The organism is Marilutibacter maris, from assembly GCF_003233695.1.
GTDB classification, from domain to species: Bacteria; Pseudomonadota; Gammaproteobacteria; order Xanthomonadales; family Xanthomonadaceae; genus Marilutibacter; species Marilutibacter maris.
On sequence record NZ_CP029843.1, the window covers coordinates 1909876 to 1935358 of the forward strand.

Below are 25483 nucleotides of genomic sequence, written 5' to 3' on the forward strand. Positions count from 1 at the left end.
GCGTGACCCCGGCCCGCACACGGCGGCCGGCGACGGCGATTGCCTGTTAGAATCGACGGTCTTTTTTCAGGTGGTGGTGGTTCATGATCGAACTGAATCCCGTCCGCCAGCGCGTCGCCGACCTGCAGGGTCGGCTGGATGCGCTGAGGGGGTATCTTTGACTTCGACAGCAAGGTCGAACGTCTCGAGGAAGTAAACCGGGAGCTGGAAAGCCCCGATATCTGGAACGATGCCGAGCGCGCCCAGGCGCTGGGTCGCGAGCGCGCGTCGCTGGAGAAGGTCGTGCTCGGCAGCCGGCGCCTGAACGAAGGCCTGGCCGGCGCGCTCGAGCTGCTGGAGCTGGCCGAGATGGAGGACGACGAGGACACCGCGCTGGCGGTGGTCGCCGACATCGACGGCTACCAGCGCGACGTCGAGCAGCTCGAGTTCCAGCGCATGTTCAGCGGCAAGATGGACGGCGCCGCGGCGTTCGTCGACATCCAGGCCGGCGCCGGCGGCACCGAGGCGCAGGACTGGGCCGAGATGCTGCTGCGCATGTACCTGCGCTGGGCCGAGTCCCGCGGCTGGAAGACCGAGCTGATGGAGGTCTCCGGCGGCGAGGTCGCGGGCATCAAGTCGGCCACGTTCCGGGTCGAGGGCGACTTCGCCTACGGCTGGATGAAGACCGAGACCGGCGTCCACCGCCTGGTCCGCAAGTCGCCGTTCGACTCCGACAACCGCCGTCACACCAGCTTCACCTCGGTGTTCGTGTCCCCCGAGGTCGACGACAACATCGACATCGAGATCAATCCGGCCGACCTGAAGACCGACGTCTACCGCTCCTCCGGCGCCGGCGGCCAGCACGTCAACAAGACCGAGTCGGCGGTGCGCATCACCCACGTGCCCAGCGGCATCGTGGTGGCGTGCCAGAACGGCCGCAGCCAGCACCAGAACCGCGACACCGCAATGAAGATGCTGGCGGCCAAGCTGTACGAGCTGGAGATCCAGAAGCGCAACGCCGAGCGCGACGCGGTCGAGGCGACCAAGTCCGACATCGGCTGGGGCAGCCAGATCCGCAACTACGTGCTCGACCAGAGCCGGATCAAGGATCTGCGCACCGGCGTCGAACGCAGCGACACCCAGAAGGTGCTCGATGGCGATCTCGACGACTTCGTCGAGGCCAGCCTCAAGGCCGGCCTGGAGGTCGGCGCCAAACGCGCCGACGCCGTCTGAGGGACGGGACCGGCGCCGCATCCGGTCCCGCCCGTTATCCTCCGGGCTTGCCCGTTCCTTTCTTTTCTTTCTTTGACCCCCGATCGCGAATCCCATGACCGACAAGACGCACGAGCCGCCCACCCACGCCGACGAGAACTTCCTGATCGCCGAGCGTCGGAGCAAACTCGCGGCGCTGCGCGAGAAGGGCGGGGCATTCCCCAACGACTTCCGCCGCGAGGACCATGCCGGCGACCTGCAGGCCGAGTACGCCGACGCCGAGCGCTGGACCGCCGAGGCGCTGGAGGCCGATGGCCGCCGGGTTGCGGTGGCCGGCCGGATCCTGCTCAAGCGGGTGATGGGCAAGGCCAGCTTCGTGCAGATCCAGGACGAGTCCGGCCGCATCCAGTTGTTCCTGCAGGCCAACGCGCTGGGTGAGGCCTACGACGCGTTCAAGGGCTGGGACGTCGGCGACATCGTCGCCGCGCGCGGCGGGCTGACCCGCACCCGCACCGGCGAGCTGTCGGTCAAGGCGACCGAGCTGCGGTTGCTGACCAAGTCGCTGCGTCCGCTGCCGGACAAGTTCCACGGCCTCGCCGACGTCGAGCAGCGCTACCGCCAGCGCTATGTCGATCTGATCGTGTCGCCGGAGGCGCGCGAGGTGTTCGTCAAGCGTTCGCGGATCATCCGCGCGATCCGCGAGTGGCTGGACAGCCGTCGCTTCCTCGAGGTCGAGACGCCGATGATGCACTACATCCCCGGCGGCGCCGCGGCCAAGCCGTTCGTGACCCATCACAACGCGCTCGACCTGGAGTTGTTCCTGCGCGTGGCGCCGGAGCTGTACCTCAAGCGCCTGGTCGTCGGCGGTCTGGAGCGGGTCTACGAGATCAACCGCAATTTCCGCAACGAGGGTGTGTCGACCCGGCACAATCCCGAGTTCACCATGCTCGAGCTGTACGAGGCCTACGCCACCTACAACGAGATCATGGACCTGACCGAGAACCTGGTCCGCGATGTCGCCGTCGCGGTGCTGGGCACGACCACGATGGAGTGGGACGGCGCCAGGATCGATCTGGGCCCGGCCTTCAAGCGCTGGCGGCTGGAGGAGGCGGTGCGCGAGATGAATCCCGGGATCAGCATCGCCGACTGCCGCGACCGCGAGGCGCTGGTCGCGCATTGCCTGCGGCTGGGGGTGGCGGTCAAGCCGTCCTACGGCTGGGGCAAGCTGTTGCTGGAGATCTTCGAGAAGACCGTCGAGGACAAGCTGGAGCAGCCGACCTTCATCACCCACTATCCGGTCGAGGTCTCGCCGCTGGCCCGCGAAAGCGACAGCGAGCCGGGCATCACCGACCGCTTCGAGCTGTTCGTCAACGGCAAGGAGCTGGCCAACGGCTTCTCCGAGCTGAACGACCCCGAGGACCAGGCCGCGCGCTTCCGCGCCCAGGTCGAGCAGAAGGAGGGCGGCGACGACGAGGCCATGCATTACGACGCCGACTACATCCGGGCGCTGGAGGTCGGGTTGCCGCCGACCGGCGGGCTCGGCGTCGGCATCGATCGGCTGGTGATGCTGATGACCGGATCGGCCTCGATCCGTGACGTGCTGCTGTTTCCGTACATGCGTCCGGAATCGGCGGCTTGATTCGTTCTTAACACTTTCGGGGCCGCCAATGGCCCCGACCATGGAAGGGTGGTTGGATCAGGCGTAAGCTGCCAAGCGTGGCAAAGGCGGGGTATGCTGCCGACATAGCCACCCAACAGGTGACGTTGCATGCAGGGACCAGTGTGAACGTTGTCATCGTTGACGACCAGACATCGGCGCGCACGATGTTGCGCCATATCATCGAGGACATTGCGCCGGAGCTGAAGGTGCATGATTTCGGTGAGGCCGAGAGCGGTCTGGAATGGTGTGAGAACAACCATCCAGATCTGCTGTTGCTCGATTACCGGATGCCGGGAATCGACGGGCTGGAGTTTGCCCGTCGTTTCCGCCGTCGACCGCTGCACCGGGACATTCCGATCATCCTGGTGACCGTGGTCGGCGACGAGCCGATCCGCCAGGCGGCGCTGGATGCCGGCGTGATCGATTTCCTGGTCAAGCCGGTACGTCCGCGCGAATTGCGCGCCCGCTGCCGCAACCTGCTGCAGTTGCGGCAGCAGTCCGAGAGCGTCAAGCAGCGGGCGATGTCGCTGGAACAGCGGTTGCTGTCGAGCATGCACGAGGTCGAGGAGCGCGAGCGCGAGACCCTGCAGCGGCTGGCGCGCGCGATCGAGTACCGCGACCGCGGCACCAGCGTCTATCTGGAGCGGATGTCGCACGTCGCCGGACTGATCGCCGAACAGCTGGGCATGTTCGAGGACGAGGTGCGGATGATCGAGATGGCCGCACCGCTGCACGACATCGGCAAGATCGCGATCCCGGACGCGGTGCTGCTCAAGCCCGGCCCGCTGAGCGAGGACGAGATGGACATCATGCGCCGGCATCCGGTGATCGGACAGGAGCTGCTCAGCGGCAGCCAGAACCGTTTCATCCAGACCGCGGCCACCATCGCCCTGCGCCATCACGAGCGCTACGACGGCAGCGGCTATCCGGACGGCCAGGTCGGCGAGGAGATTCCGATCGAAGCGCGTATCGTCGCCGTCGCCGACGTGTTCGACGCGCTGATCTCGCCGCGGCCGTACAAGGAGCCGTGGGGAATCGACGTCGCCCTGGAGTACCTGATGGCCGAACGCGGCCGTCTGTTCGACCCGACCTGCGTGGACGCACTGATGCGTAGTCGTGCGCGGCTGGACGAGATCTGCAAGCGCTACGCCGCCGGCTCGGTGCGACCAGGACTGCCGTGACCGGCATGGCCGGCATCCTTTCCAGCCTGAAACAACGCCTGGCCAAGCGGCCGGACAGCGAGCACGGCCAGGCCTTCGTGCGGCTGGCGATACTGTTCGTCGTGCTTGTCTACATGCTGGCTCGGGGTTACGGCGGTTCGCTACCGAGGCAGGAGTATTTCAACGTGTTGGCAATGGTCGTGGTCGGCATCAGTGTCGGCTTGGCCATTATCGGGTGGATACTGCTCTCACCTGGCAAGTCGCGGACACGGCGCGGGGTCGGGATGGTCTCCGACTATGGATTGATGGGACTTGCCATGACCCACATGGGCGAGCCACTCGCCTGGGTCTACGTGATCATCATGTGGGTCACCATCGGCAACGGTCTTCGTTACGGCAACCGATATCTTTACGCCGCAGTGGCAATGGCCTGTATCAGCTTCGGCATGGTTGTTGCGTTGAATCCGTATTGGCAGGCCAACCGGGTGATTGCATTCGGTCTGTTGCTTGGCCTGGTCGCCATTCCTCTGTACCTGTCGGGCCTGTTGCGGGCACTGACCCGAGCGACTGAAGAGGCGCGAAGGGCCAGTGAGGCCAAGACCCGGTTTCTCGCGAACATGAGCCATGAGTTCCGGACCCCCCTCAATGGCCTGGCCGGCATGTCGGAACTTCTGGCCACGACCCGGCTGGACGCCGAGCAGCGCGAGTGTCTGGACACCATCCAGGCCTCTACCCGCAGTCTGCTGTCTCTCGTCGAGGATGTGCTGGACATTTCGGCGATCGAGGCAGGAAAACTCAAACTCGATACGGCCGAATTCCTTCCTCGCGAGGTCATTGAGAGCGTCAGCCTGATATTGCAACCGCAGGCCCGAGCCAAACAGATTCGCTACGAATCCCTTGTTTCGGAAGAGGTGCCGGAGGCACTACGCGGAGATGCCGCCCATTTGCGGCAGGTGTTGCTCAACCTGGCCAGCAATGCCGTCAAGTTCACGGATTTCGGTTCCGTGCGGATGGATGTCGCGGTCGCCACGCGGACCGAGGATACGATCAGGCTGCGCTTCACCGTTACCGATACCGGGATCGGCATTCCAGAGTCGATGCGCCAACGCCTGTTCGAGGCCTTCGAGCAGGCCGACGTCGGGCTATCCCGGCGCTATGGCGGCACGGGCCTCGGCACGACTATCGCCAAGGGCCTTACCGAGGCGATGGGCGGGAGCATAGGCTTCGAGAGCCTTGAGCGACGCGGCAGCAAATTCTGGGTGGAGCTGCCTTTTGAACAAGTCGCCTCCAGTGCCGATGGCGCCAGAGAAGACATGGCAGACGGCGACGGACACGAGGCGCGCGCGGCAAATGTGATCGCTTTCAGCGATCCGTTCCTGCGGCATAGGGCGAGGGTTCCAAGCCTGTCGATTCTCGTCGCCGACGATCATGCCGCTAACCGGAACGTATTGCAGCGGCTGCTCGAAAAGGCCGGACATCGCGTGACCTGTGCGGATGGAGGAGAAAGGGTTCTGGATGCGCTCGCCGTTGCCGACTTCGATGCGGTGATTGCCGACCTGCATATGCCAGATGTGAGCGGGCTCGATCTGCTGCGCCAGCTGAAGGTCATGCAGGCGGGAAGAAGGGTTCGAACCCCGGTGCTGATCCTCAGTGCGGATGTGACTCCAGAATCCATTCGTTCCTGCCAGCAGGCGGGAGCGCGTGCATTCCTGTCCAAGCCGGTATCGGCCGTCCGGCTGCTCGATGCCTTGGCCGATATCGCGACCAATGGTGCCAAGACCTCTTCGATCGTCTCCCTACACGACGTTTCCGTGCCCGCATTCCTGGACAGCGAAACGCTGGATGATTCCGTGCTCGATGAACTCCGGGCACTTGGTATGGGTGAGTCCTTCGAGCGGGAGTTCGTCGCGCAATGCCTGCATGACGCGACCGTCTGCATCCAGAATCTTGAGAAGGCCGGAATGAACGAAGACTGGAACTGCGTGAGAGAGCAGGCTCATGCACTCAAGGGTGTGGCGAGCAATATTGGACTGGTCAGACTGGTCACGACCAGCGGCGAACTCATGCGGCTCGTGGACTGGCGAATGGCGGCGGAATGGAAGCTAAAGCATGGTGAACTGAGCGAGCAGCTGGACCAGGGCAGGAAGATGCTCGAAGCACGCGGACACATTCGTGCCCGCGGCGACGAGCATACCTCCTGAACAGTCGCTCATGCGGCCATTGCCGAGCGCCGCGTCTGCGCACGGACTATGCGTTCCATGGTACGAAGGGACTTTTCTCCCAGAGCCAGGGCGGTATCCACCCAGACTTCGGCAATGCCCATCAGTTCATCGTAACCGACGGGCTGGGAGATTCCTCTCACCGCATTCAGTGCCAGATGCGCATAGGGGGAGCGCTGTTGCTGTCGGATGATTTCCTGGACCGTGGCCTCGCCTTCGCCCCTGGGTACCAGCACATCGACGATGCCCATCCGATGGAGTTCCTCGCTGGGGAGGAGCGTACCTTCGAGGATCAGCTTCTCCGCTACGTTCGGAGATACTCGTTTGCACAGGAAGGAATAAGCGCCCATTCCCGGGAATAATCCGAACATGACCTCAGGCAGCCCCATTTCCACGCCTTCCTCGGCGACGATCGTGTGGCAGGACAGGGCCAGCTCCATGCCACCTCCAAGCGCGTCACCCTGGACCAGCGCGATTGTCCGGACATCGCCACCCAGGCCGCAATGCAGGTGATGAACCCCGTCGATGCAGCGGCGGGCATAGGCCAGCAGTTGTTCGCGGTTATCTTCGCGGATCAGTCTTGAGAAGAGTTCCAGGTCTCCCCCCAGATTGAAGGCCGGGGCAGCCGAGGCAAGTACGACATGGCGTAGACGCCCGGATTGGCGTTGTTCCTCACGAAGCGTGATCGAAGACAGAAAACTCCACATGTCGCTCATCAATTCGGTCCGGAAACAAGGACGAACCCCCGGTCCGATGTCGTTGTGCATGTATATCCAATGGCTATTGCCTGCGGGATCCGACTCGATTTGCAGGGTAGGGTATTGACGTGTGCGTTGCAGCTTGATGGTGTTCATTAGGAGGCCCCCGGTTGACCGCCCTGGATTGGTATGCAGGTGGGTTTCAGGCGGTGTGGTGTTCCCACCGGTTTTGATGCTACACCCGCACGAGGGGCCACAAATAAGAAGCCCCTCCGGGGAGGGGCTTGGATAACCTGAACGGGAGGCGGGGCTCAGGCGCCGGGTGACTCCTCGCGCAGCTCCCGGCGCAGGATCTTGCCGACGTTGGTTTTCGGCAGTTCCTTGCGAAATTCCACGATCCGCGGGTGCTTGTAGCCGGTCAGGTGCTCGCGGGCGTGGGCCTTGACCTGCTCCTCGGTCAGAGCCGGGTCCTTCTTGACGATCACGACCTTGACCACCTCGCCGGACTTGTCGTCGGGCACGCCCACCGCCGCGACCTCCAGCACCCCCGGCATCAGCGCGATCACGTCCTCGACCTCATTCGGATACACATTGAAGCCCGAGACCAGGATCATGTCCTTCTTGCGGTCGACGATGTAGAAGTAGCCCTCGTCGTCCATCTTGGCCATGTCGCCGGTATGCAGCCAGCCGTCGGCGTCGATGACCTTGGCAGTCTCGTCCGGACGCTGCCAGTAGCCCTTCATCACCTGTGGGCCCTTGATGCACAGCTCGCCGACCTCGCCGGTTGCCAGGATTCGGCCTTCCTCGTCCTTGACGCAGGCATCGGTGGACGGAATCGGCAGGCCGATCGAGCCGTTGTAGTCCTTCAGGTCCATCGGGTTGATGCAGGCCGCCGGCGAAGTCTCGGTCAGCCCGTAGGCCTCGACCAGGGTCGTGCCGGTGACCTTCTTCCAGCGTTCGGCGACCGAGCGCTGCACCGCCATGCCGCCGCCGAGGGTCAGGTGCAATCCGGAGAAGTCCACCTCGTCGAATCCCGGGGTGTTCAGCAGTCCGTTGAACAGGGTATTGACGCCGGTGATTGCGGTGAACTTGACCTGCTTGAGCTCCTTGACGAAGCCCCGCATGTCGCGGGGGTTGGTGATCAGGTGGTTGAGGCCGCCGAACTTCATGAACACCAGCCCGTTCGCGGTCAGCGCGAAGATGTGGTACAGCGGCAGCGCGGTGATGATCACCTCTTCGCCGAGCCGGACGTTGATGCCGACCCAGGCCGCCGCCTGCTGCATGTTCGCGACCAGGTTGCGGTGGGTGAGCATCGCGCCCTTGGCGACACCGGTGGTGCCGCCGGTGTACTGCAGGAAGGCGATGTCCTGCGGCGAAATGCTGATCTCCGGCAGCGTGTGCTTGCGGCCCAGCTCCAGCGTGTCGCGGAAGCGGATCGCCTTCGGGATGCTGTAGTCGGGCACCATCTTCTTTACGTGCTTGAGCACGAAGTTGACGATCGCGCCTTTCGGGAAACCGAGCATGTCGCCCAGGCCGGTGGTGATGACCTGCTTGACCGGGGTGTCGGCGACCACTTCCTGGACGGTGTCGCCGAAGTTGTCCAGCACCAGGATCACGCTGGCGCCGGAGTCGACCAACTGATGCTTGAGCTCGCGCGCGGTGTACATCGGATTGGTGTTGACCACGGTCAGACCCGCGCGCAGCACACCGAAGGTGGCGATCGGGTACTGCAGGCAGTTGGGCAGCATGATCGCGACCCGGTCGCCCTTCTTGAGTTTCAGTTCGTCCAGCAGGTAGGCGGCGAACTGGCGGCTGAGGGTGTCGATCTCACCGTAGGTCAGGGTCTTGCCCATGTTGGCGAAGGCCGGACGCTGGTTGTAGTGACTGATCGCGTTCTCGAGGACGGAAACAACAGAAGGAAACTCATCGACGTCGATTTCGGACGGCATACCTTCTGGATACTGCTTCAGCCACGGACGGTCAGCACTCATTGCGATCCCCTATGCATTTCGGATGCCGTCGCATGCGATTCGCAAGCGTACGGTGGCTTGGATTGGAGCATAGGCTCTAGGGGCTGGCAAGGTCGGCCGCAGCAATCAGCGACGACGGCCGAGCGGGACTCCCGCGAAGCTTCCGATGCAGTAGGCTGGGGCTTTGGAGCGGGGAGTCGCGGATGCATCCGAGAACGTCGACGGTCGCCTGGAGCGGGCTGTTGCTGGTCTGCCTGTTGGTGCTTTCGGGGTGTGCCCGCGAGGATCCGGAGACCGCATTGCGTTCGAATCTGGACACATTGCAGCAGGCGCTGGAAACCCGCGATGCGGGCGCGCTCGGCGACACCCTGTCGGCGGAGTTCATCGGTCCGGACGGCATGGACGCGAAGGCTGCGGAGCGGATGGCGAAGGGAATGTTCCTGCGTTACCGCAATGTCGGCGTCACCGTCGGACCGGTCTCCGTCGGCATGGGCGACGGTCACGCGACGGTGGGCTTCGATGCCGTGCTCAGCGGCGGCCAGGGCCGGATCCTGCCGGATGCGGCGCGGGTCTACTCGGTTCAGAGCGGCTGGCGCCTGGAGGGTGGCGAGTGGCGCCTGACCAGCATCCGCTGGGAGCCGCGCAGCTAGCATTGGAAGGAGAGGGCGAACGGGTTGCGCGGCATGACCGCGCGCGCCCGAACGCCCGTCGCGCTGCGACGGGCGGGGCTTCCGCCGGTTTCGGAGGTCAGGCGGTCTGGTTCGCGGCGAGCTGGCGCAGTACGTAGTGCAGGATGCCGCCGTGGCGGAAGTACTCGACTTCCTTCGGCGTCAGCAGCAGCACCCTGACCTGGAAGCTGACCTCGCTGCCATCGGCCTTGCGTGCGGTCACCGTCGCGGTCCTTGAGCCGCCGTCCTCGAGCCCGGCGACACTGATCGTCTCGCTGCCGTCGAGGCCGAGCGATCCGACGCTGTCGCCGTCCTTGAACTGCAGCGGCAGCACGCCCATGCCGACCAGGTTGGAACGGTGGATGCGCTCGAAGCTCTCGGCGATCACCGCCTTCACCCCGAGCAGGTTGGTGCCCTTGGCCGCCCAGTCGCGCGAGGAACCCGTGCCGTATTCCTTGCCGGCCAGCACCACCAGCGGCACGCCGTCGGCCTTGTACTTCATCGCCGCGTCGTAGATCGACATCTTTTCCGGCGCGCCCTTGCCGAAGTACAGCGTGTTGCCGCCTTCCTCGCCGCCGAACATCAGGTTCTTGATGCGGATGTTGGCGAAGGTGCCGCGGACCATCACGTCGTCGTTGCCGCGACGGCTGCCGTAGCTGTTGAAGTCGGCCGGCTGCACGCCGCGCTCGATCAGGTAACGGCCGGCGGGCGAGTCCTTCTTGATGTTGCCGGCCGGGGAGATGTGGTCGGTGGTGATCGAGTCGCCGAACAGGCCGAGCACGCGCGCGCCGGCGAAATCGTCGATCGAGCCGACCTGCATCGTCATGCCGTCGAAGTAGGGCGGGTTCTTGATGTAGGTCGAGTCCGCCTCCCAGGCGAACGATTCGCCGTCCGGCGAGGCGATCGTGTTCCAGCGGCTGTCGCCCTTGAACACGTCGGCGTAGTTCTGGGCGAACATCTCCGGGCCGACGGTCGCGGCGATGGTGTCGCCGATCTCCTTGTTGCTCGGCCAGATGTCGCGCAGGTAGACCGCGTTGCCGTCGCGGTCGTGGCCGATCGGGTCGTTGACCAGGTCGATGTTGATGGTGCCGGCGATCGCGTAGGCGACCACCAGCGGCGGCGAGGCGAGATAGTTCATCTTCACTTCCGGGTGCACGCGGCCCTCGAAGTTGCGGTTGCCCGACAGCACCGAGGCGACCACCAGGTCGTTCTCGGCGATGCCGCGCGAGACCTCGTCGGGCAGCGGGCCGGAATTGCCGATGCAGGTGGTGCAGCCGTAGCCGACCACGTAGAAACCGAGCTTCTCCAGGTCGTCGAGCACCTCGGCCTTGCGCAGGTAGTCGGTCACCACCAGCGAGCCCGGTCCGAGCGAGGTCTTGACCCAGGGTTTGGCGCTCAGCCCCAGTTTGGCTGCGTTGCGGGCGAGCAGGCCGGCGCCGATCATCACCGCCGGATTGGAGGTGTTGGTGCAGGAGGTGATCGCGGCGATCACCACCGAGCCGTCGCGCAGTTCCGCCTCTTCGTCGCGGATGGTGATCTTCGACACCGGCAACGCCGCCAGGTGGTCGGCCTGGTGCTGGTGGCCGCCCTCGGCGTCCATCCGCGACTCGCCGTTGCGCGGTGCGCGGTGGGCGATCAGTCCGGTCAGGTTCTCGCGGAAATTGGTCTGCATCTCGCTGAGCAGGACCCGGTCCTGCGGGCGCTTGGGACCGGCCAGCGACGGCTTGACGTCGCCCATGTCCAGTTCCAGCGTCGCCGAGTAGGTCGCCTCCGCAGCGCCGGGCTCGTGCCACAGGCCCTGGGCGCGGGCATAGGCCTCGACCAGGGCGATCTGGTCGTCGCTGCGGCCGGACAGGCGCAGGTAGTTCAACGCCTCGGCATCGATCGGGAAGATGCCGCAGGTGGCGCCGTACTCCGGAGCCATGTTGGCGATCGTCGCGCGGTCGGCCAGCGGCAGGTGCTGTAGGCCGTCGCCGAAGAACTCGACGAACTTGCCGACCACGCCGAGCGAACGCAGCATCTGGGTCACGGTCAGCACCAGGTCGGTCGCGGTCGCGCCCTCGGGCAGTTTGCCGGTCAGCTTGAAGCCGACCACCTGCGGGATCAGCATCGACGACGGTTGGCCGAGCATCGCCGCCTCGGCCTCGATGCCGCCGACGCCCCAGCCCAGCACGCCGATGCCGTTGATCATCGTGGTGTGGCTGTCGGTGCCGAACACGGTGTCCGGGAACGCCAGCGCCTGGCCGCCGACCTCGCGCTCGACCACCACCCGGGCCAGGTGCTCCAGGTTGACCTGGTGGACGATGCCGGTATTGGGCGGCACCACCTTGAAGTTCTCGAACGCCTTCTGGCCCCAGCGCAGGAAGCTGTAGCGCTCCTTGTTGCGCTCGAACTCGATCTTGCCGTTGAGGTCGAGCGCATCGGGGCGGCCGAACACGTCGACCTGCACCGAATGGTCGATCACCAGTTCCGACGGGATCTGCGGATTGATCTGTGCGGCGTTGCCGCCGAGCCGGCCGACCGCATCGCGCATCGCCGCCAGGTCGACCACGCAGGGCACGCCGGTGAAGTCCTGCAGCACGACCCGCGCCGGCATGAAGGCGATCTCGGTGTCCGGCTCCTTCGATGCGTCCCAGCGGGCGACCGCCTCGATGTGCTCCGCGCCGACGGTCTGGCCGCCGTCCTCGTGGCGGAGCAGGTTCTCCAGCAGGATCTTCATCGAGTAGGGCAGGCGGCTGATGTCGAAGCGCTCGCCCAGCGCGGGCAGGCTGAAGTAGCCCAGCTCGCGGCCGTTGACGGTCAGGGTGCGGCGGGTGGAATAGGAGTCGGACATGGGGGTGGGGCTCCTGTGTTGGCATGGCTGCGTCCCCGGCGGTCCCGGGGGCGATGGCTTGGCGACGCCGCGGCCGCGTGGAGGGCGGGCGGCGGCGAAGCGCACCGCCCATTATCGCGCCATCGCATTCAGGTAGCGTGGAGACATTCGTCCAATGGCGGCCGCTCGGAGCCCCTGCGGGCGCTGTTTCGGGCGCTGAAAGCCTTGTGCGACAGGCGTTCCAGACAGACTCCGAATTGCCGTGAGAGGCCGGATCGGGCAAAATACGGGGTCGTAGGGCAGCCCCTGGCGGTCGCCCGACACTCCGGCAACGCCCGTCGATCCCGCTTCTGCGCCCGCCGAGGACAGCCCTGTCCAGGCAGGACGTGCGTCGATGCGCGGGCGTCCCCTCCGCTGTACCCCGACGGGAGTCTTCATGCTTTCCAGCTATCGCCAACACGTTGCCGAGCGCGCCGCGCTGGGCATTCCGCCGCTGCCGCTCACCGCCGAGCAGACCGCCGAGGTCATCGAGCTGCTGAAGTCCCCGCCGGCGGGCGAGGAGGCCTTCCTGCTCGAACTGCTGACCGAGCGCGTGCCGGCCGGCGTCGACGACGCCGCCAAGGTCAAGGCGTCCTATCTGGCCGCGCTGGCGTTCGGCAGCGAGAAGAACCCGCTGATCGACCGCGCCCGCGCCACCGAGCTGCTGGGCACCATGCTGGGCGGCTACAACATCCACCCGCTGATCGAGCTGCTCGACGATGCCGAGGTGGCGACCATCGCCGCCGAGGCGTTGAAGAAGACGCTGCTGATGTTCGACGCCTTCCACGACGTGCAGGAGAAGGCCGAGGGCGGCAATGCCCACGCCCAGGCGGTGATGCGCAGCTGGGCCGAGGCGGAGTGGTTCACCAGCCGTCCCGAGGTTCCCGAGAGCCTGACCATCACCGTGTTCAAGGTGCCCGGCGAGACCAACACCGACGACCTGTCGCCGGCGCCGGACGCGACCACCCGCCCGGACATCCCGATGCATGGCCTGGCGATGCTGAAGAACAAGCGCGAGGGCGCCGCGTTCGAGCCCGAGGAGGACGGCAAGCGCGGTCCGATCCAGCTGATCGCCGACCTCAAGCAGAAGGGCCACCTGGTCGCCTACGTCGGCGACGTGGTCGGTACCGGCTCCTCGCGCAAGTCGGCGACCAACTCGGTGCTGTGGTGGACCGGCGAGGACATCCCGTTCATCCCCAACAAGCGCTTCGGCGGCGTCTGCCTGGGCAGCAAGATCGCGCCGATCTTCTACAACACGATGGAGGACGCCGGCGCGCTGCCGATCGAACTCGACGTGTCCAAGATGGAGATGGGCGACGTGATCGAGCTGCGCCCGTACGAGGGCAAGGCGCTCAAGGACGGCGAGGTGATCGCCGAGTTCGCGCTCAAGTCCGAGGTGCTGCTCGATGAGGTCCGCGCCGGCGGCCGCATCCCGCTGATCATCGGCCGCGGCCTGACCGCGAAGGCGCGCGAGGCGCTGGGCCTGCCGGTGTCCGAGCTGTTCCGCCTGCCGCAGAACCCGGCCGACAGCGGCAAGGGCTTCTCGCTGGCGCAGAAGATGGTCGGCCGCGCCTGCGGCCTGCCCGAGGGCACTGGCATCCGTCCTGGCACCTACTGCGAACCGAAGATGACCTCGGTGGGCTCGCAGGACACCACCGGTCCGATGACCCGCGACGAGCTCAAGGACCTGGCCTGCCTGGGCTTCTCGGCCGACCTGGTGATGCAGTCGTTCTGCCACACCGCGGCCTATCCCAAGCCGGTCGACGTCAAGACCCACCACACCCTGCCGGAGTTCATCTCCAACCGTGGCGGCATCTCGCTGCGCCCGGGCGACGGCGTGATCCACAGCTGGCTCAACCGCATGCTGCTGCCCGACACCGTCGGTACCGGCGGCGATTCGCACACCCGCTTCCCGGTCGGCATCTCGTTCCCGGCCGGCTCCGGTCTGGTCGCGTTCGCCGCCGCCACCGGCGTGATGCCGCTGGACATGCCCGAATCGGTGCTGGTCCGCTTCAAGGGCGAGATGCAGCCGGGCGTGACCCTGCGCGACCTGGTCAACGCGATCCCGCTGTACGCGATCAAGCAGGGCCTGCTGACCGTCGCCAAGCAGGGCAAGAAGAACATCTTCTCCGGTCGCATCCTCGAGATCGAGGGCCTGCCGAAGCTGAAGGTCGAGCAGGCGTTCGAGCTGTCCGACGCCTCGGCCGAGCGTTCGGCCGCCGGCTGCACGGTCAAGCTCGACCAGGAGCCGATCGTCGAATACCTCAACAGCAACATCACCCTGCTCAAGTGGATGATCGCCGAGGGTTACGCCGACGCCCGCTCGCTGGCGCGCCGGATCAAGGCGATGGAGGCCTGGCTGGCCGATCCGCAGCTGCTGGAGGGCGATGCCGACGCCGAGTACGCCGCGGTCATCGACATCGACCTGGCCGAGATCGTCGAGCCGATCGTCGCCTGTCCGAACGATCCGGACGACGTCAAGACCATGTCCGATGTCGCCGGGGCCAAGATCGACGAGGTCTTCATCGGCTCGTGCATGACCAACATCGGCCACTTCCGCGCCGCCGCCAAGCTGCTGGAAGGCAAGCGCGACATCCCGACCCGCCTGTGGGTCGCGCCGCCGACCAAGATGGACGCCTCCGAGCTGACCAAGGAAGGCCACTACGGCACCTTCGGCAGCGCCGGCGCGCGCATGGAGATGCCGGGCTGCTCGCTGTGCATGGGCAACCAGGCGCAGGCGCGCGAGGGCGCGACCGTGTTCTCGACCTCGACCCGCAACTTCCCCAACCGCCTGGGACGCAACACCAACGTGTACCTGGGCTCGGCGGAGCTGGCGGCGATCTGTTCGCGACTGGGCCGGATCCCGACCCGCGAGGAGTACATGGCCGACATCGGCGTGATCAACTCGATCGGCGCCGAGGTCTACCGCTACATGAACTTCGACCAGATCGAGGAGTACAAGACGGTCGCCGACACCGTCGCCGCGTAAGCGTCGACCGGGCCGCTCCGGCGGTCGCGAAAAAGCCCGGCTCGTGCCGGGCTTTTTCATGTCCGTACGGTGCCGCGGGAACGGTCAGTACGGCAGTTCCACCCGGTCGATGTCCCGGCACAGGATGAGCTCGGTGCTGCTGCTGGCGCCGGTCGCGCCGTACAGCGCGAAGCCGCAGGGGCCCATGGCCTCGACCCCGACCAGGACGCCGCCGGCGTCGTAGTGGCGGGTCACCACGACCGTATCGTAGGGCGAGTGGGCATGCGCGGCGAAGACGGCGATCAGCAGGGCAGACGCGACGACGGCGGTGCCGCGGAGCAGGGTGCGCTTGAACATGGTGCGAGTCCTTTTGCTGAGCTGAGCGCGGGCGGCCACAGCGGCCGGCGCAGTTGAGCATGGCAACCGCCTGCGGTTCGGAAACGCGGGCGATGAAGGACCCGGTCAGGCCCCGACAGGCGGCGGTGTCAGCGCAGCAACTGTTCGACCGCGTTGACGAGCTGGCGACGGCGCAGCAGCAGGTCGAACAGGCTGCCGCCGAGCTGGCGCCACAGTACCGCTGAGCGCACCGCCGCCAACAGCGCGGCGCGGACCTCGGCGACCACCGCCGACTGGCCGAGGTAATGCGGATTGCCCTGCACCAGCACCCGCGGGCGCAGGTGGCTGAGGGTTTCGGCATAGAGATCGCCCAGCGCCGTCATCACCTCCGGGTGGGTGCTGCCCTGGTGCTCGGCGGCCCCCTGCTGGGCGGTGATCCCGTCGCGTACCCGCTGCGCCATCGCCGGGTCGGCGACGAAGCGGCGCTCGAGCTGGATCACCGCCAGCGCCAGCCTTGGCAACTGCTCGTCCTTCAACCGGCTGGTGAAGTACTCGCGCAGCAGGGTCAGGCCCGGACGCAGGGCGGCGGTACCGCCATAGACCTCGGCCGGCGAGGCGGCATCGATGCGGAACACCGAGTCGAGCGAGGTCGCCAGCACTTCGACATTGGCCTGGCCGGTCTCGGCGATGCGCCGGACCTGGCCCAGCGCCTGAAGCAGGCCGGCGAGGGCAAGCGCGCGGTCGGCGATCGTCCGGTCGGCGGGCGCGTGGTTGCTGTGGTCGTTGCTGGAGTCGGTCATCACTCGGTATCGAAAACGGATAGGGAGGAGGGGTCAGGCCGCTTCGGCCCTGAGGCGCCGTTCCAGCGGTGCGTCGGTGGCGGCGATCACCGCGCCGCCCAGGCATTCGTCGCCGTCGTACAGCACCACCGACTGGCCCGGTGTGACCGCTCGCTGGGGTTGGGCGAAGGCGATCGCCAGGCTGCCGTCCTCGCCCAGCTCGACCTCGCAGGCCTGGTCGTGCTGGCGGTAGCGGACCTGGGCGGTGCAGCGAAAGCGCGCGGCCGGCGGCGCACCCGCGATCCAGTGCGCGGTCTCGCTCCACAGCCGCTCGGAGCGCAGCCAGCGGCTGTCGGCGCCCTGGTCGACATAGAGGATGTTGCGGGCGACGTCCTTGCCGACCACGTACCAGGGCGCGGGTTCGAAGCCGCGGACACCGCCGATGTTCAGCCCTTCGCGCTGGCCGAGGGTGAAGTAGAACACCCCGGGGTGTTCGCCGATCTCGTGGCCGTCCGGGGTCAGCATCCGGCCGGGGCGCGCCGGCAGGTAGCGCGACAGGAATTCGCGGAAGTCGCGCTCGCCGATGAAGCAGATGCCGGTCGAGTCCTTCTTCGCCGCGGTCGGCAGGCCGGCCGCCTCGGCGATCCGGCGCACCTCGGGCTTGGGCAGCTCGCCCAGCGGGAACTCGGTCGCGGCCAACTGGGCCTGGCCGAGCTGGTGCAGGAAATAGCTCTGGTCCTTGCCGCGGTCGCGGCCGCGCAGCAGGCGCTGGCGTCCGCCATCGCGGGCAACCCGGGCGTAGTGGCCGGTCGCGATCGACTCCGCGCCCAGCTCGCGGGCGGCGTCGAGGAAGTGCTTGAACTTGATCTCGCGGTTGCACAGCACGTCCGGATTGGGCGTGCGTCCGGCCGCGTACTCGGCCAGGAAGTGCTCGAACACGCCGGCCCAGTACTCGCCGGAGAAGTCGCGGAAATGGATCGGGATGCCGAGCCGGCCGCAGACCGCGACCGCATCGCGGCGGTCCTCCTCGGCGCGGCAGCCGCCGCCGTCGAGCGCGTCGTCCTCGGCCCAGTTCTGCATGAACAGTCCGGCGATCGGTTCGCCGGCATCGCGCAGGCGCAGCGCCGCCACCGAGGAGTCCACCCCCCCGGACATGCCGACGATGATCCGCGCCTGCGTCATGCCAGGGCCCTGGCCAGTTCCAGCGGATGGCGCTGGCCGGCCAGGAAGTCGGCGACCGCGCGCCACACCAGCGGGCTGCGGTGCTCGTCGTGGCGGGCCTGCAGTTCGGCCGGGGTGAGCCACACGGCGCGCACGATGCCCTCGTCGAGCGGCCGCGCCGGGTCGTGGCGCAGCGGTTCGGCGGCGAAGGCGAAGCGCAGGTAGTGCCGGCCGCCGCGGCCATCGGCGGCGGCCGGCGACTTCCACTGATAGGCGCCGACGAAGGCGGTCAGGCGAACGTCCCAGCCGGTCTCCTCGCGGGTCTCGCGCAATGCCGCTTCCAGCAGGGTCTCGTCCGGCTCCAGATGGCCGGCGGGCTGGTTCAGCACCCGCGCGCCGCCCACCATCTCCTCGACGAGCAATACCCGGCCGCCATCGGTGACCACCGTGGCCACGGTCACGTCGGGTTGCCAGAAACGGCCTTCGCGATAGCTCATCGGATACCTGTGGAATGGGGAAAGGGGAACGGCGTCAGAACTCGTCCTCGCCGTCGGTCAGTATCGCTTCCATGCGGTCGGCGACCTGGGTCGCATACTCGATCGCGTCCTCCAGCTCTTCGTTGGAGGCGTCGGCCGCGATCTTGACCACGTACACCGCCATGTCGTCCTGCTTGGCCCAGGCGCCGAGCTTGTTCTCCATGGTTTCCTGCAGCAGGCGGTTGGCGACCAGGGTCGGGAAGTCGCTGTCCTCGGCGCGATAGGCCGGCGCCCAGACCTCGCGGACCTTGTGCTTGCCGTAGCTCTCGACCTTGGAGATCACGAAGACCAACTGGGTGCGACCGTCCTCGACCTCGAAGGTCATCTTGTAGTCGCCGTCCTCGTCGACATCGTAGTTGTAGCCCAGCGCGTCGAGCTGGCGCTCGATCGAGGCGTCCTCGGCCTGGGCCGTGCCGCACAACAGCGCGCCGCAGACGAGTGGAGCCGCCAGCAAAGCCTTGATCGGTCGCATCGTGTGTCCCCCTGCTTGGATTGATGGTGATGAAGAAACCCCATTGTGCCGCCGCCCGCGGGGAAGCGTCCATCCGCACCCGCATCCGGGCGCCGGAGCCGGGCGCGCGCGGAACCGCGCCGCCGTCCCCGGTCGCCCGTCGCGCGCGCCCGCGATTGCGTGGCGGTCATGCGAAGGCCTTGCCCAGCCTCTTATAATCCCGGGATGGCCAAACAGACCGATCAAGAACATCACCACGGGACACTGGTGGAAGTCGACAAGCCCGAGGTGGCGCGTCCGCCGCTGTACTCGGTACTGTTGCTGAACGACGACTACACCCCGATGGACTTCGTCGTCGAGGTGCTGATGCGGTTCTTCCCGATGAATATCGAGAAGGCCACCCAGATCATGCTCCACGTCCACACCCGCGGCCGGGGCGTGTGCGGCGTCTTCACCCGCGAGGTGGCCGAGTCCAAGGTGGCGCAGGTGAACGAATATTCAAGGCTCAACCAGCATCCCTTGCTGTGCACGATGGAAAAGGCCTAAAAGCTGTGTTCATCACGTCCTAGTTGATGAGGGCACGAGGATGGGCGAACCTGCAGGTGGTTCGACTCCTGGCGTTGAACCCCGTGCGGCCGGCGCGGTCCAATCGGGTGAAGGGACAGCAGCACGGCCGCCGGCGGGATTCAGTGTCCCTCCCGGCCCGGTGGAATTCCGCCGCGGTTACCCCCATACAGGACCGCAGTAGCTTTCCGGAGATCATCCATGTTCAGCAAGGATCTCGAATACAGCATCGGCCAGTGCTACAAGCGCGCCCGCGAGGCCCGCCACGAGTACATGACGGTCGAACACCTGCTGTTGGCCCTGCTCGACAACCCCTCGGCCGAGGGGGTGCTCAAGGCCTGCGGCACCGACTTCCATCGTCTGCGCGCCGACCTGGAGCAGGCCATATCGACCTCGGTCGCGGTCCTGCCCGAGGACCTGGACCGCGACACCCAGCCCACGCTCGGGTTCCAGCGGGTGCTGCAGCGGGCGGTCTACCACGTGCAGTCCTCGGGCAAGAAGGAGGTCACCGGCGCCAACGTGCTGGTGGCGATCTTCGGCGAGAAGGATTCCCATGCGGTCTACTACCTGGGCCAGCAGGACATCTCGCGGCTGGATGTCGTCAACTACATCTCCCACGGCATCGTCCGCCACGAGTCCGGCGAGGGCGAGGCCGAGGGCGGCAGCGAGAACGAGATCCGTCCCCCCGAAGCCGAGGGCGAGGGCAAGGCCGATCCGCTGGACGAGTTCGCGGCCAATCTCAACAAGGCGGCCGAGGAGGGGCGGGTCGATCCGCTGGTCGGTCGCGCCGAGGAGGTCGAGCGGACCATCCAGGTGCTGTGCCGCCGGCGCAAGAACAATCCGCTGTATGTCGGCGAGGCCGGGGTCGGCAAGACCGCGATCGCCGAGGGCCTGGCCCTGCGCATCGTCGAGGGCAAGGTGCCGGAGGTGCTCAAGGACGCGGTGATCTACGCGCTCGACCTCGGCGCCCTGGTCGCCGGGACCAAGTACCGGGGCGACTTCGAGAAGCGCCTGAAGGCGGTGCTGTCGCAGCTGAAGAAGCAGCCCGAGGCGATCCTCTTCATCGACGAGATCCACACCATCATCGGCGCCGGCTCGGCCAGCGGCGGGACCATGGACGCCAGCAACCTGATCAAGCCGGCGCTGGCGACCGGCGAGCTGCGCTGCATCGGATCGACCACGTTCCAGGAGTACCGCGGGATCTTCGAGAAGGACCGGGCGCTGGCGCGCCGGTTCCAGAAGGTCGACATCGTCGAGCCGACCGTCGGCGAGGCCTTCGAGATCCTCAAGGGCCTGCGCAAGCGCTACCAGGAGCACCACGACGTGCTCTACACCGACGACGCCCTGCAGGCGGCGGTGGACCTGTCGGTCAAGCACATCGGCGACCGTCTGCTGCCGGACAAGGCGATCGACGTGATCGACGAGGCCGGCGCCCGCCAGCGGCTGATGCCGGAGGAGGAGCGCCACAACCTGATCGACGTCGACGATATCGAGTTGATCGTCGCCAAGATGGCGCGGATTCCGGCCAAGCAGGTCAGCGCGACCGACAAGGACGTGCTGCGCAACCTGGAGCGCAACCTGAAGATGGTGATCTTCGGGCAGGATCCGGCGATCGAGACCCTGACCTCGGCGATCAAGCTGGCCCGTTCCGGGCTCGGCAATCCGGACAAGCCGATCGGCAACTTCCTGTTCGCCGGCCCGACCGGCGTCGGCAAGACCGAGGTGACCAAGCAGCTGGCCCTGCAACTGGGCATCGAGCTGGTGCGCTTCGACATGTCCGAGTACATGGAGGCGCATTCGGTGTCGCGGCTGATCGGCGCCCCCCCGGGCTATGTCGGCTTCGACCAGGGCGGGCTGCTGACCGAGAAGATCGTCAAGACCCCGCACTGTGTGCTGCTGCTGGACGAGATCGAGAAGGCGCACCCGGACATCTTCAACATCCTGCTGCAGGTCATGGACCGCGGGGTGCTGACCGATACCAACGGCCGCGAGGCGAACTTCAAGAACGTGATCGTGGTGATGACGACCAATGCCGGTGCCGCCCAGGCTTCGCGCCGCAGCATCGGCTTCACCCGCCAGGACCATTCCACCGACGCGATGGAGGTCATCCGCAAGAGTTTCAGCCCGGAGTTCCGCAACCGCCTGGACGCGGTCGTGCAGTTCCAGGCGCTGGAGCTGGAGCACATCCTGCGGGTGGTCGACAAGTTCCTGATCGAGCTGGAGACCCAGCTGCACGAGAAGCGGGTGACCCTGAGCGCGACGCCGAGCGCGCGCGACTGGCTGGCCCAGCACGGCTTCGATCCGCTGATGGGCGCACGCCCGATGACCCGGGTGATCCAGGACCGGATCAAGCGTCCGCTGGCCGACGAGCTGCTGTTCGGCAAGCTGGTCGAGGGCGGTCGGGTCACCATCGACGTGCGCGACGACGAGCTGGTCATCGATGTCCAGCCGGAACCGGAACGGCTGCTGCCGGCGTCGGTCGTGTGAGCGGCGGCCGCGCCGCCCGGCGCGGCCTGACGGCACGAAAAAGGCGGCCTTGGCCGCCTTTTTCAATCAATGAGTTACATGAATCACTTCATGCGGTAGGTGATGCGGCCCTTGGTCAGATCGTAGGGCGTCATTTCCACCTTCACGCGGTCGCCGGTCAGGATGCGGATGTAGTGCTTGCGCATGCGGCCGGAGATGTGGGCGATGATCTCGTGCCCGTTTTCGAGGCGCACACGGAACATGGTGTTCGGAAGGGTTTCCGATACCGTGCCCTCGAATTCGATCACGTCGTCTTTGGCCATGTGTTCCTTGGTGTTGCGGTGCAGGGGTTGTCGGGAGGGAAGCCGCTACAGACGGTCTTCCAGAAGCGACTGACAAGCCGCGCATTCTGCCATGCTCTTGGCGGCGGCGCAAAGAATACCTCGCTGCCGGCGAAGGGCCGGCCCCGGGACGGAGCCTCCGGCGGAGCGCTCAGGCCTTGGCCAGCGCCGCCGCCGGCAGGCAGCCGAAGCGATCGCGCCAGTGGCCGGCAGGTTCGGGCAGGGCGGTCAGGCGGGCGACTTCGGCGAGGAAGGCCGGGCGCGGCATCGCGACCGCGCCGAGACCGAGCAGATGGTCGTTCTCGACCTGGGCGTCGAGCAGCGGCCAGCCCCACTCGCACAGCCGCCGCGCGAGTCCGGCCAGGGCCAGTTTGGAGCCACCGGAGCGTGCGCTGAACATGCTCTCGCCGAAAAACATCCGCCCGACCGCGACACCGTACAGGCCGCCGACCAGGCCATCTCCCCCGGTGGTGGCATCGACGACCTCGATCGAATGCGCGTGACCGGCCCGGTGCAGCTCGATGTAGGCGCGGATCATCGCGTCGGTGATCCAGGTGCCGTCCTGTCCGGCGCGGCGGATCCTGGCGCACTGGACGATCACCGCCTCGAAATCGTGGTCGGCCCGCACCACCAGGCTGGAGCGGCGCAGCCGACGCCGGAACCTGGACGACAGCCGTACGCCGTCGTTGCCGGTCCGGAACACCGCGCGTGGATCGGGCGACCACCACAGCAGCGGCTGGCCGTCGGAGTACCAGGGAAAGATGCCGTGGCGGTAGGCATTGAGCAGGCGCGCGCAGGACAGGTCGCCGCCGATGGCGAGCAGTCCGTTGGGGTGCCGCAGCGCGGCTTCCGGCGCCGGGAACGGCGCCCGCGGATCGTCCGCCAGCAGCGCGGGGAGGGTGAGCGGGGTCGGCGCCATGGCCGGCATTGTGGCGCGAAGCCGGTCGCGCGTCAGGCGCCCGTCCGCCGGAACGGCGTGCGCCCGGCCAGGGTCCCGGCGTAGCCGCGGACCGCCTCGCCCTCCTGCCGGCACCACTCGCGCAGCGGCTCGCGGAACCGCGGGTCGGCGATCCAGTGGTGGCTGCGGGTGAGGGTGGGGAGGAAGCCGCGGGCGAGTTTGTGTTCGCCCTGGGCGCCGGGTTCGAACCGGGTCAGTCCCTTGCGCAGGCAGTATTCGATGCCCTGGTAGTAGCAGGTCTCGAAATGCAGCCCGGGCGACTGCAGCCGGCTGCCCCAGTAGCGTCCGTACAGGGTGTCGCCACCACGCAGGCACAGCGCGCCGGCGACCCGGCGCCCCTCGTGTTCGGCCAGGATCAGCACCAGCCGCCGCGGCAGGGTCGCGGCCAGGTGGCGCAGGAACGGCAGGGTCAGCGCCGGGTGGTTGCCGTACTCGGCGAAGGTCTGCAGGTAGAAACCGTGCATCGCGGCCAGATCGTCGTCGTCGGCCTCGTCGCCGTGCACGACGCGGAAACCGATGCCGCTGCGGGCGACCCGCGCGCGTTCCTGGCGGATGTTCTTGCGGTGCTTGTGGTCGAACGCGGCCAGGAACGCGCCGAAGTCGTCCCAGCCGGCGTCGTTGCGCCAGTGGTACTGCACGTCCAGGCGTGGCAGCCAGTCGCTGTCGAAACTGGCGGTCTCGGCGGCGGCATGGAAGTTCACGTGCGCCGACGACAGACCGTCGTTGGCGCAGGCGTCGACGATCGCATCGAGCAGGATGGCGCGGTCGCCGGCATCGGTGGCCAGCAGTCGCGGTCCGCTCACCGGCGAGTAGGGAATCGCGCACAGCCACTTGGGGAAGTAGTCCAGGCCTTGCCGCGCGTAGGCGTGGGCCCAGGCGTGGTCGAACACGAACTCGCCGTGGGAGTTGTCCTTCAGGTAGCCCGGTGCCGCCGCGACCAGGACGCCATCGCGCCACAGGGTGAGGTGGTGCGGGGTCCAGCCCCAGTCGCCGCGGATGCAGCCGTGCCGCTCCAGGCCGGCGAGGAAGGCATGGGCCAGAAACGGGTTGCGGCCATCGTGCAGCGCGTCCCATGCCGGGGCCCCGACGGCATCGAGGCCGGAGAGCCAGCGGATCTCGGCGCTCATCGTTCGTCGACGACGTCGGACGGGGCCTGCAGCAGCGCCGGCCGGCCGGCGGCGCGCACCGCTTCCAGGTCCGGGACGAAGTCCAGCGTCGCTTGCGCCCGCGCCAATGCCTCGCGGGCGTGCCGCCGCAGCGGCGCCTGGAAGCGCGCGTCGCCGAGGTCGTCCAGCGCCGCCAGCGCCTTCTGCAGGCGGATGCCGATCTCGCGCATGCCGGCACCGTCGCGCGCGATCGGGGGGAACACGTCGTCGAACATGTCCTCCTCGCGCAGCGCCGGCACGAACACCCGCGGGTAGGCGATCTCGATCTCGTCCTCTCGGTTGGCGCGCCCCTGCGACCAGCCCGCCAGCAGCCGGACCGCGGTGCCGATCACGTCGATCGCGGTGCCGGGGTCGTTGATGCCCGGGGACAGCGCGCGAACCGCGACCTCGGTCAGCACCACCAGCCCGTAGCGCGGGTCGTGCTCGAAGGTCCTGGCGTCGCCGATGATGAAGGCGCCACGGATGCGCGCGGCCTGATCGTCGTCGAGCGCGCTCGCCGCGACCGCCGCCAGCGCCCGACCGGGAACCGCGAAGGTGCCGGGCAGGGCCTGCAGATGGATGTCGAAGCCGCCATCGCGCCCGACCCGGTCCAACTGCTCGATGTCGATGTACTCGACGTAGCCGACCTGTCCGGACTCGACAGCAGTGCCGTCCTCCGGCGGCGGCCGGTATGGGGCTCCGCCCAGCCAGGGATTGCGCGCACGGTGCTGCATCGCGCGCCGGGTCGCGTCCTCGACCAGGTTGATGGTCTCGCCCATGCGCCCGAAGCGCGACAACTGCTCGATCCAGCGCAGCAGGGTGACCGTGATCAGGACGATCACCGCGATCGTCGCCGCCAGCAGCAGGACCCGGCCGCTGTCGCCGTAGATGCCGGCGCTGAGCGCGATCAGGCCGACGATCGAATACAGGAAGGCGCCAATGAAGGTGGCCAGCGAGGCCTGCGCGGTGGTGTCCTCGATCAGCAGCCGTGCCGCGCGCGGGGTGGCCGTGGTCGACGCGGTACCGTAGGCCGACACCATCGTCGCCAGCGAGAACGTGGTCACCGCCAGCATCGAGGTGGCGAGAATGCCGAGGATGTTGCCGACGGAACCGGCGCCGATCGAGCCGGCCAGGCCGTGCGGAATCAACGGCTGGGCGACCGCGCCCAGCAGCGCGGTGACGATGCCCAGCGCGCCGTACAGCGACGCGCGGAACCACATCCGCCGCTTCAGCCTGGAGAACAGGAACCGCCACTTCTCGGTGATCGCCACGCAATCCCCCTTCGGAGCATCCGCATCAGTATGACCGGCGGCGGGTGAGGGCGGTCTTCAGTCCGGTTCCTCGCCGCCACCGGGCCGCCA

20 protein-coding genes are annotated in these 25483 nt (G+C 67.2%); 8 read left to right on the forward strand and 12 right to left on the reverse strand.

Going from position 1 to position 25483, the window contains the following annotated elements; all coding sequences use genetic code 11:
* Positions 1–83 precede the first annotated feature (83 nt).
* The 4 genes from prfB to C9I47_RS08425 all read left to right on the forward strand — a co-directional run bounded on the left by prfB (position 84) and on the right by C9I47_RS08425 (position 6212).
* A protein-coding gene (gene prfB, locus C9I47_RS08410) for a peptide chain release factor 2 (protein WP_111266342.1) occupies positions 84–1212 on the forward strand; the annotation gives its coding sequence in 2 pieces (ribosomal slippage) (positions 84–158 and positions 160–1212; 1128 coding nt in all).
* A 94-nt stretch (positions 1213–1306) separates the two neighbouring features.
* Positions 1307–2830, forward strand: coding sequence for a lysine--tRNA ligase (gene lysS / locus C9I47_RS08415; protein WP_111266343.1), 1524 nt, complete (start codon positions 1307–1309; stop codon positions 2828–2830).
* Between the two features lie 77 nt (positions 2831–2907).
* A complete protein-coding gene (locus C9I47_RS08420; RefSeq protein WP_407067510.1) occupies positions 2908–4032 on the forward strand; it encodes an HD domain-containing phosphohydrolase in 1125 nt (374 codons plus the stop codon).
* 5 nt (positions 4033–4037) lie between these two features.
* Positions 4038–6212 carry an ATP-binding protein gene (locus C9I47_RS08425; protein WP_111268046.1) on the forward strand — a complete coding sequence of 725 codons (2175 nt, stop codon included), beginning with the start codon at positions 4038–4040 and terminating at the stop codon, positions 6210–6212.
* Between the two features lie 8 nt (positions 6213–6220).
* Here C9I47_RS08425 and C9I47_RS08430 read toward each other — a convergent pair whose 3' ends face one another.
* Complete coding sequence (locus C9I47_RS08430; RefSeq protein WP_111266345.1) at positions 6221–7084, reverse strand: crotonase/enoyl-CoA hydratase family protein; 864 nt, start codon at positions 7082–7084, stop codon at positions 6221–6223.
* Between the two features lie 155 nt (positions 7085–7239).
* Positions 7240–8919 carry a long-chain fatty acid--CoA ligase gene (locus tag C9I47_RS08435; RefSeq protein ID WP_111266346.1) on the reverse strand — a complete coding sequence of 560 codons (1680 nt, stop codon included), beginning with the start codon at positions 8917–8919 and terminating at the stop codon, positions 7240–7242.
* A 182-nt stretch (positions 8920–9101) separates the two neighbouring features.
* On the opposite strand from C9I47_RS08435, the gene C9I47_RS08440 reads away from it, so the two are divergent.
* A complete protein-coding gene (locus C9I47_RS08440; RefSeq protein ID WP_111266347.1) occupies positions 9102–9548 on the forward strand; it encodes a nuclear transport factor 2 family protein in 447 nt (148 codons plus the stop codon).
* A gap of 97 nt (positions 9549–9645) precedes the next feature.
* Here C9I47_RS08440 and acnA read toward each other — a convergent pair whose 3' ends face one another.
* On the reverse strand, positions 9646–12399 hold the full coding sequence (acnA, locus tag C9I47_RS08445) for an aconitate hydratase AcnA (RefSeq protein ID WP_111266348.1): 2754 nt from the start codon (positions 12397–12399) through the stop codon (positions 9646–9648).
* 415 nt (positions 12400–12814) lie between these two features.
* Here acnA and acnB point away from each other — a divergent pair, with 415 nt between their 5' ends.
* The gene (gene acnB / locus C9I47_RS08450) at positions 12815–15406 is read left to right on the forward strand and encodes a bifunctional aconitate hydratase 2/2-methylisocitrate dehydratase (protein ID WP_111266349.1); all 2592 of its coding nucleotides are present in this window, start codon (positions 12815–12817) and stop codon (positions 15404–15406) included.
* A gap of 84 nt (positions 15407–15490) precedes the next feature.
* Here the strand turns inward: acnB and C9I47_RS08455 are convergent, their stop codons facing one another.
* From C9I47_RS08455 to C9I47_RS08475, 5 genes are all read right to left on the reverse strand, one after another.
* Positions 15491–15742, reverse strand: a complete 252-nt coding sequence (locus tag C9I47_RS08455) for a hypothetical protein (protein ID WP_111266350.1) — start codon at positions 15740–15742, stop codon at positions 15491–15493.
* 128 nt (positions 15743–15870) lie between these two features.
* On the reverse strand, positions 15871–16521 hold the full coding sequence (hflD, locus tag C9I47_RS08460) for a high frequency lysogenization protein HflD (RefSeq protein WP_111266351.1): 651 nt from the start codon (positions 16519–16521) through the stop codon (positions 15871–15873).
* Positions 16522–16554: 33 nt separating this feature from the next.
* On the reverse strand, positions 16555–17682 hold the full coding sequence (gene mnmA, locus C9I47_RS08465; protein WP_111266352.1) for a tRNA 2-thiouridine(34) synthase MnmA: 1128 nt from the start codon (positions 17680–17682) through the stop codon (positions 16555–16557).
* Positions 17679–18158, reverse strand: a complete 480-nt coding sequence (locus tag C9I47_RS08470) for an NUDIX hydrolase (RefSeq protein WP_111266353.1) — start codon at positions 18156–18158, stop codon at positions 17679–17681. Before C9I47_RS08470 ends, mnmA begins: the two co-directional genes overlap by 4 nt.
* A 34-nt stretch (positions 18159–18192) precedes the next feature.
* Entirely contained in the window at positions 18193–18669 is a 477-nt protein-coding gene (locus C9I47_RS08475) for a YbjN domain-containing protein (protein WP_111266354.1), read from the reverse strand.
* A gap of 204 nt (positions 18670–18873) precedes the next feature.
* Here C9I47_RS08475 and clpS point away from each other — a divergent pair, with 204 nt between their 5' ends.
* A complete protein-coding gene (gene clpS, locus C9I47_RS08480; protein ID WP_111266355.1) occupies positions 18874–19194 on the forward strand; it encodes an ATP-dependent Clp protease adapter ClpS in 321 nt (106 codons plus the stop codon).
* A 219-nt stretch (positions 19195–19413) separates the two neighbouring features.
* On the forward strand, positions 19414–21699 hold the full coding sequence (gene clpA, locus C9I47_RS08485) for an ATP-dependent Clp protease ATP-binding subunit ClpA (protein ID WP_111266356.1): 2286 nt from the start codon (positions 19414–19416) through the stop codon (positions 21697–21699).
* Positions 21700–21782: 83 nt separating this feature from the next.
* Here clpA and infA read toward each other — a convergent pair whose 3' ends face one another.
* The 4 genes from infA to C9I47_RS08505 all read right to left on the reverse strand — a co-directional run bounded on the left by infA (position 21783) and on the right by C9I47_RS08505 (position 25393).
* Positions 21783–22001 (reverse strand): translation initiation factor IF-1, encoded by a 219-nt coding sequence (gene infA / locus C9I47_RS08490; RefSeq protein WP_027068842.1) that lies wholly within the window; start codon positions 21999–22001, stop codon positions 21783–21785.
* A 169-nt stretch (positions 22002–22170) separates the two neighbouring features.
* Positions 22171–22938, reverse strand: a complete 768-nt coding sequence (aat, locus tag C9I47_RS08495; RefSeq protein WP_111266357.1) for a leucyl/phenylalanyl-tRNA--protein transferase — start codon at positions 22936–22938, stop codon at positions 22171–22173.
* A 32-nt stretch (positions 22939–22970) separates the two neighbouring features.
* Positions 22971–24104, reverse strand: coding sequence for a GNAT family N-acetyltransferase (locus C9I47_RS08500; RefSeq protein ID WP_111266358.1), 1134 nt, complete (start codon positions 24102–24104; stop codon positions 22971–22973).
* A complete protein-coding gene (locus C9I47_RS08505) occupies positions 24101–25393 on the reverse strand; it encodes a DUF2254 domain-containing protein (protein WP_223250333.1) in 1293 nt (430 codons plus the stop codon). Before C9I47_RS08505 ends, C9I47_RS08500 begins: the two co-directional genes overlap by 4 nt.
* Positions 25394–25483 lie beyond the last annotated feature (90 nt).

Coding starts and splice junctions, on each gene's coding strand:
- lysS (WP_111266343.1), top strand. CDS start 1,307: ATGACCGACAAGACGCACGAGCCGCCCACCCACGCCGACGAGAACTTC.
- C9I47_RS08425 (WP_111268046.1), top strand. CDS start 4,038: ATGGCCGGCATCCTTTCCAGCCTGAAACAACGCCTGGCCAAGCGGCCG.
- C9I47_RS08430 (WP_111266345.1), bottom strand. CDS start 7,084: ATGAACACCATCAAGCTGCAACGCACACGTCAATACCCTACCCTGCAA.
- C9I47_RS08435 (WP_111266346.1), bottom strand. CDS start 8,919: ATGAGTGCTGACCGTCCGTGGCTGAAGCAGTATCCAGAAGGTATGCCG.
- C9I47_RS08440 (WP_111266347.1), top strand. CDS start 9,102: ATGCATCCGAGAACGTCGACGGTCGCCTGGAGCGGGCTGTTGCTGGTC.
- acnA (WP_111266348.1), bottom strand. CDS start 12,399: ATGTCCGACTCCTATTCCACCCGCCGCACCCTGACCGTCAACGGCCGC.
- acnB (WP_111266349.1), top strand. CDS start 12,815: ATGCTTTCCAGCTATCGCCAACACGTTGCCGAGCGCGCCGCGCTGGGC.
- C9I47_RS08455 (WP_111266350.1), bottom strand. CDS start 15,742: ATGTTCAAGCGCACCCTGCTCCGCGGCACCGCCGTCGTCGCGTCTGCC.
- hflD (WP_111266351.1), bottom strand. CDS start 16,521: ATGACCGACTCCAGCAACGACCACAGCAACCACGCGCCCGCCGACCGG.
- mnmA (WP_111266352.1), bottom strand. CDS start 17,682: ATGACGCAGGCGCGGATCATCGTCGGCATGTCCGGGGGGGTGGACTCC.
- C9I47_RS08470 (WP_111266353.1), bottom strand. CDS start 18,158: ATGAGCTATCGCGAAGGCCGTTTCTGGCAACCCGACGTGACCGTGGCC.
- C9I47_RS08475 (WP_111266354.1), bottom strand. CDS start 18,669: ATGCGACCGATCAAGGCTTTGCTGGCGGCTCCACTCGTCTGCGGCGCG.
- clpS (WP_111266355.1), top strand. CDS start 18,874: ATGGCCAAACAGACCGATCAAGAACATCACCACGGGACACTGGTGGAA.
- clpA (WP_111266356.1), top strand. CDS start 19,414: ATGTTCAGCAAGGATCTCGAATACAGCATCGGCCAGTGCTACAAGCGC.
- infA (WP_027068842.1), bottom strand. CDS start 22,001: ATGGCCAAAGACGACGTGATCGAATTCGAGGGCACGGTATCGGAAACC.
- aat (WP_111266357.1), bottom strand. CDS start 22,938: ATGGCGCCGACCCCGCTCACCCTCCCCGCGCTGCTGGCGGACGATCCG.
- C9I47_RS08500 (WP_111266358.1), bottom strand. CDS start 24,104: ATGAGCGCCGAGATCCGCTGGCTCTCCGGCCTCGATGCCGTCGGGGCC.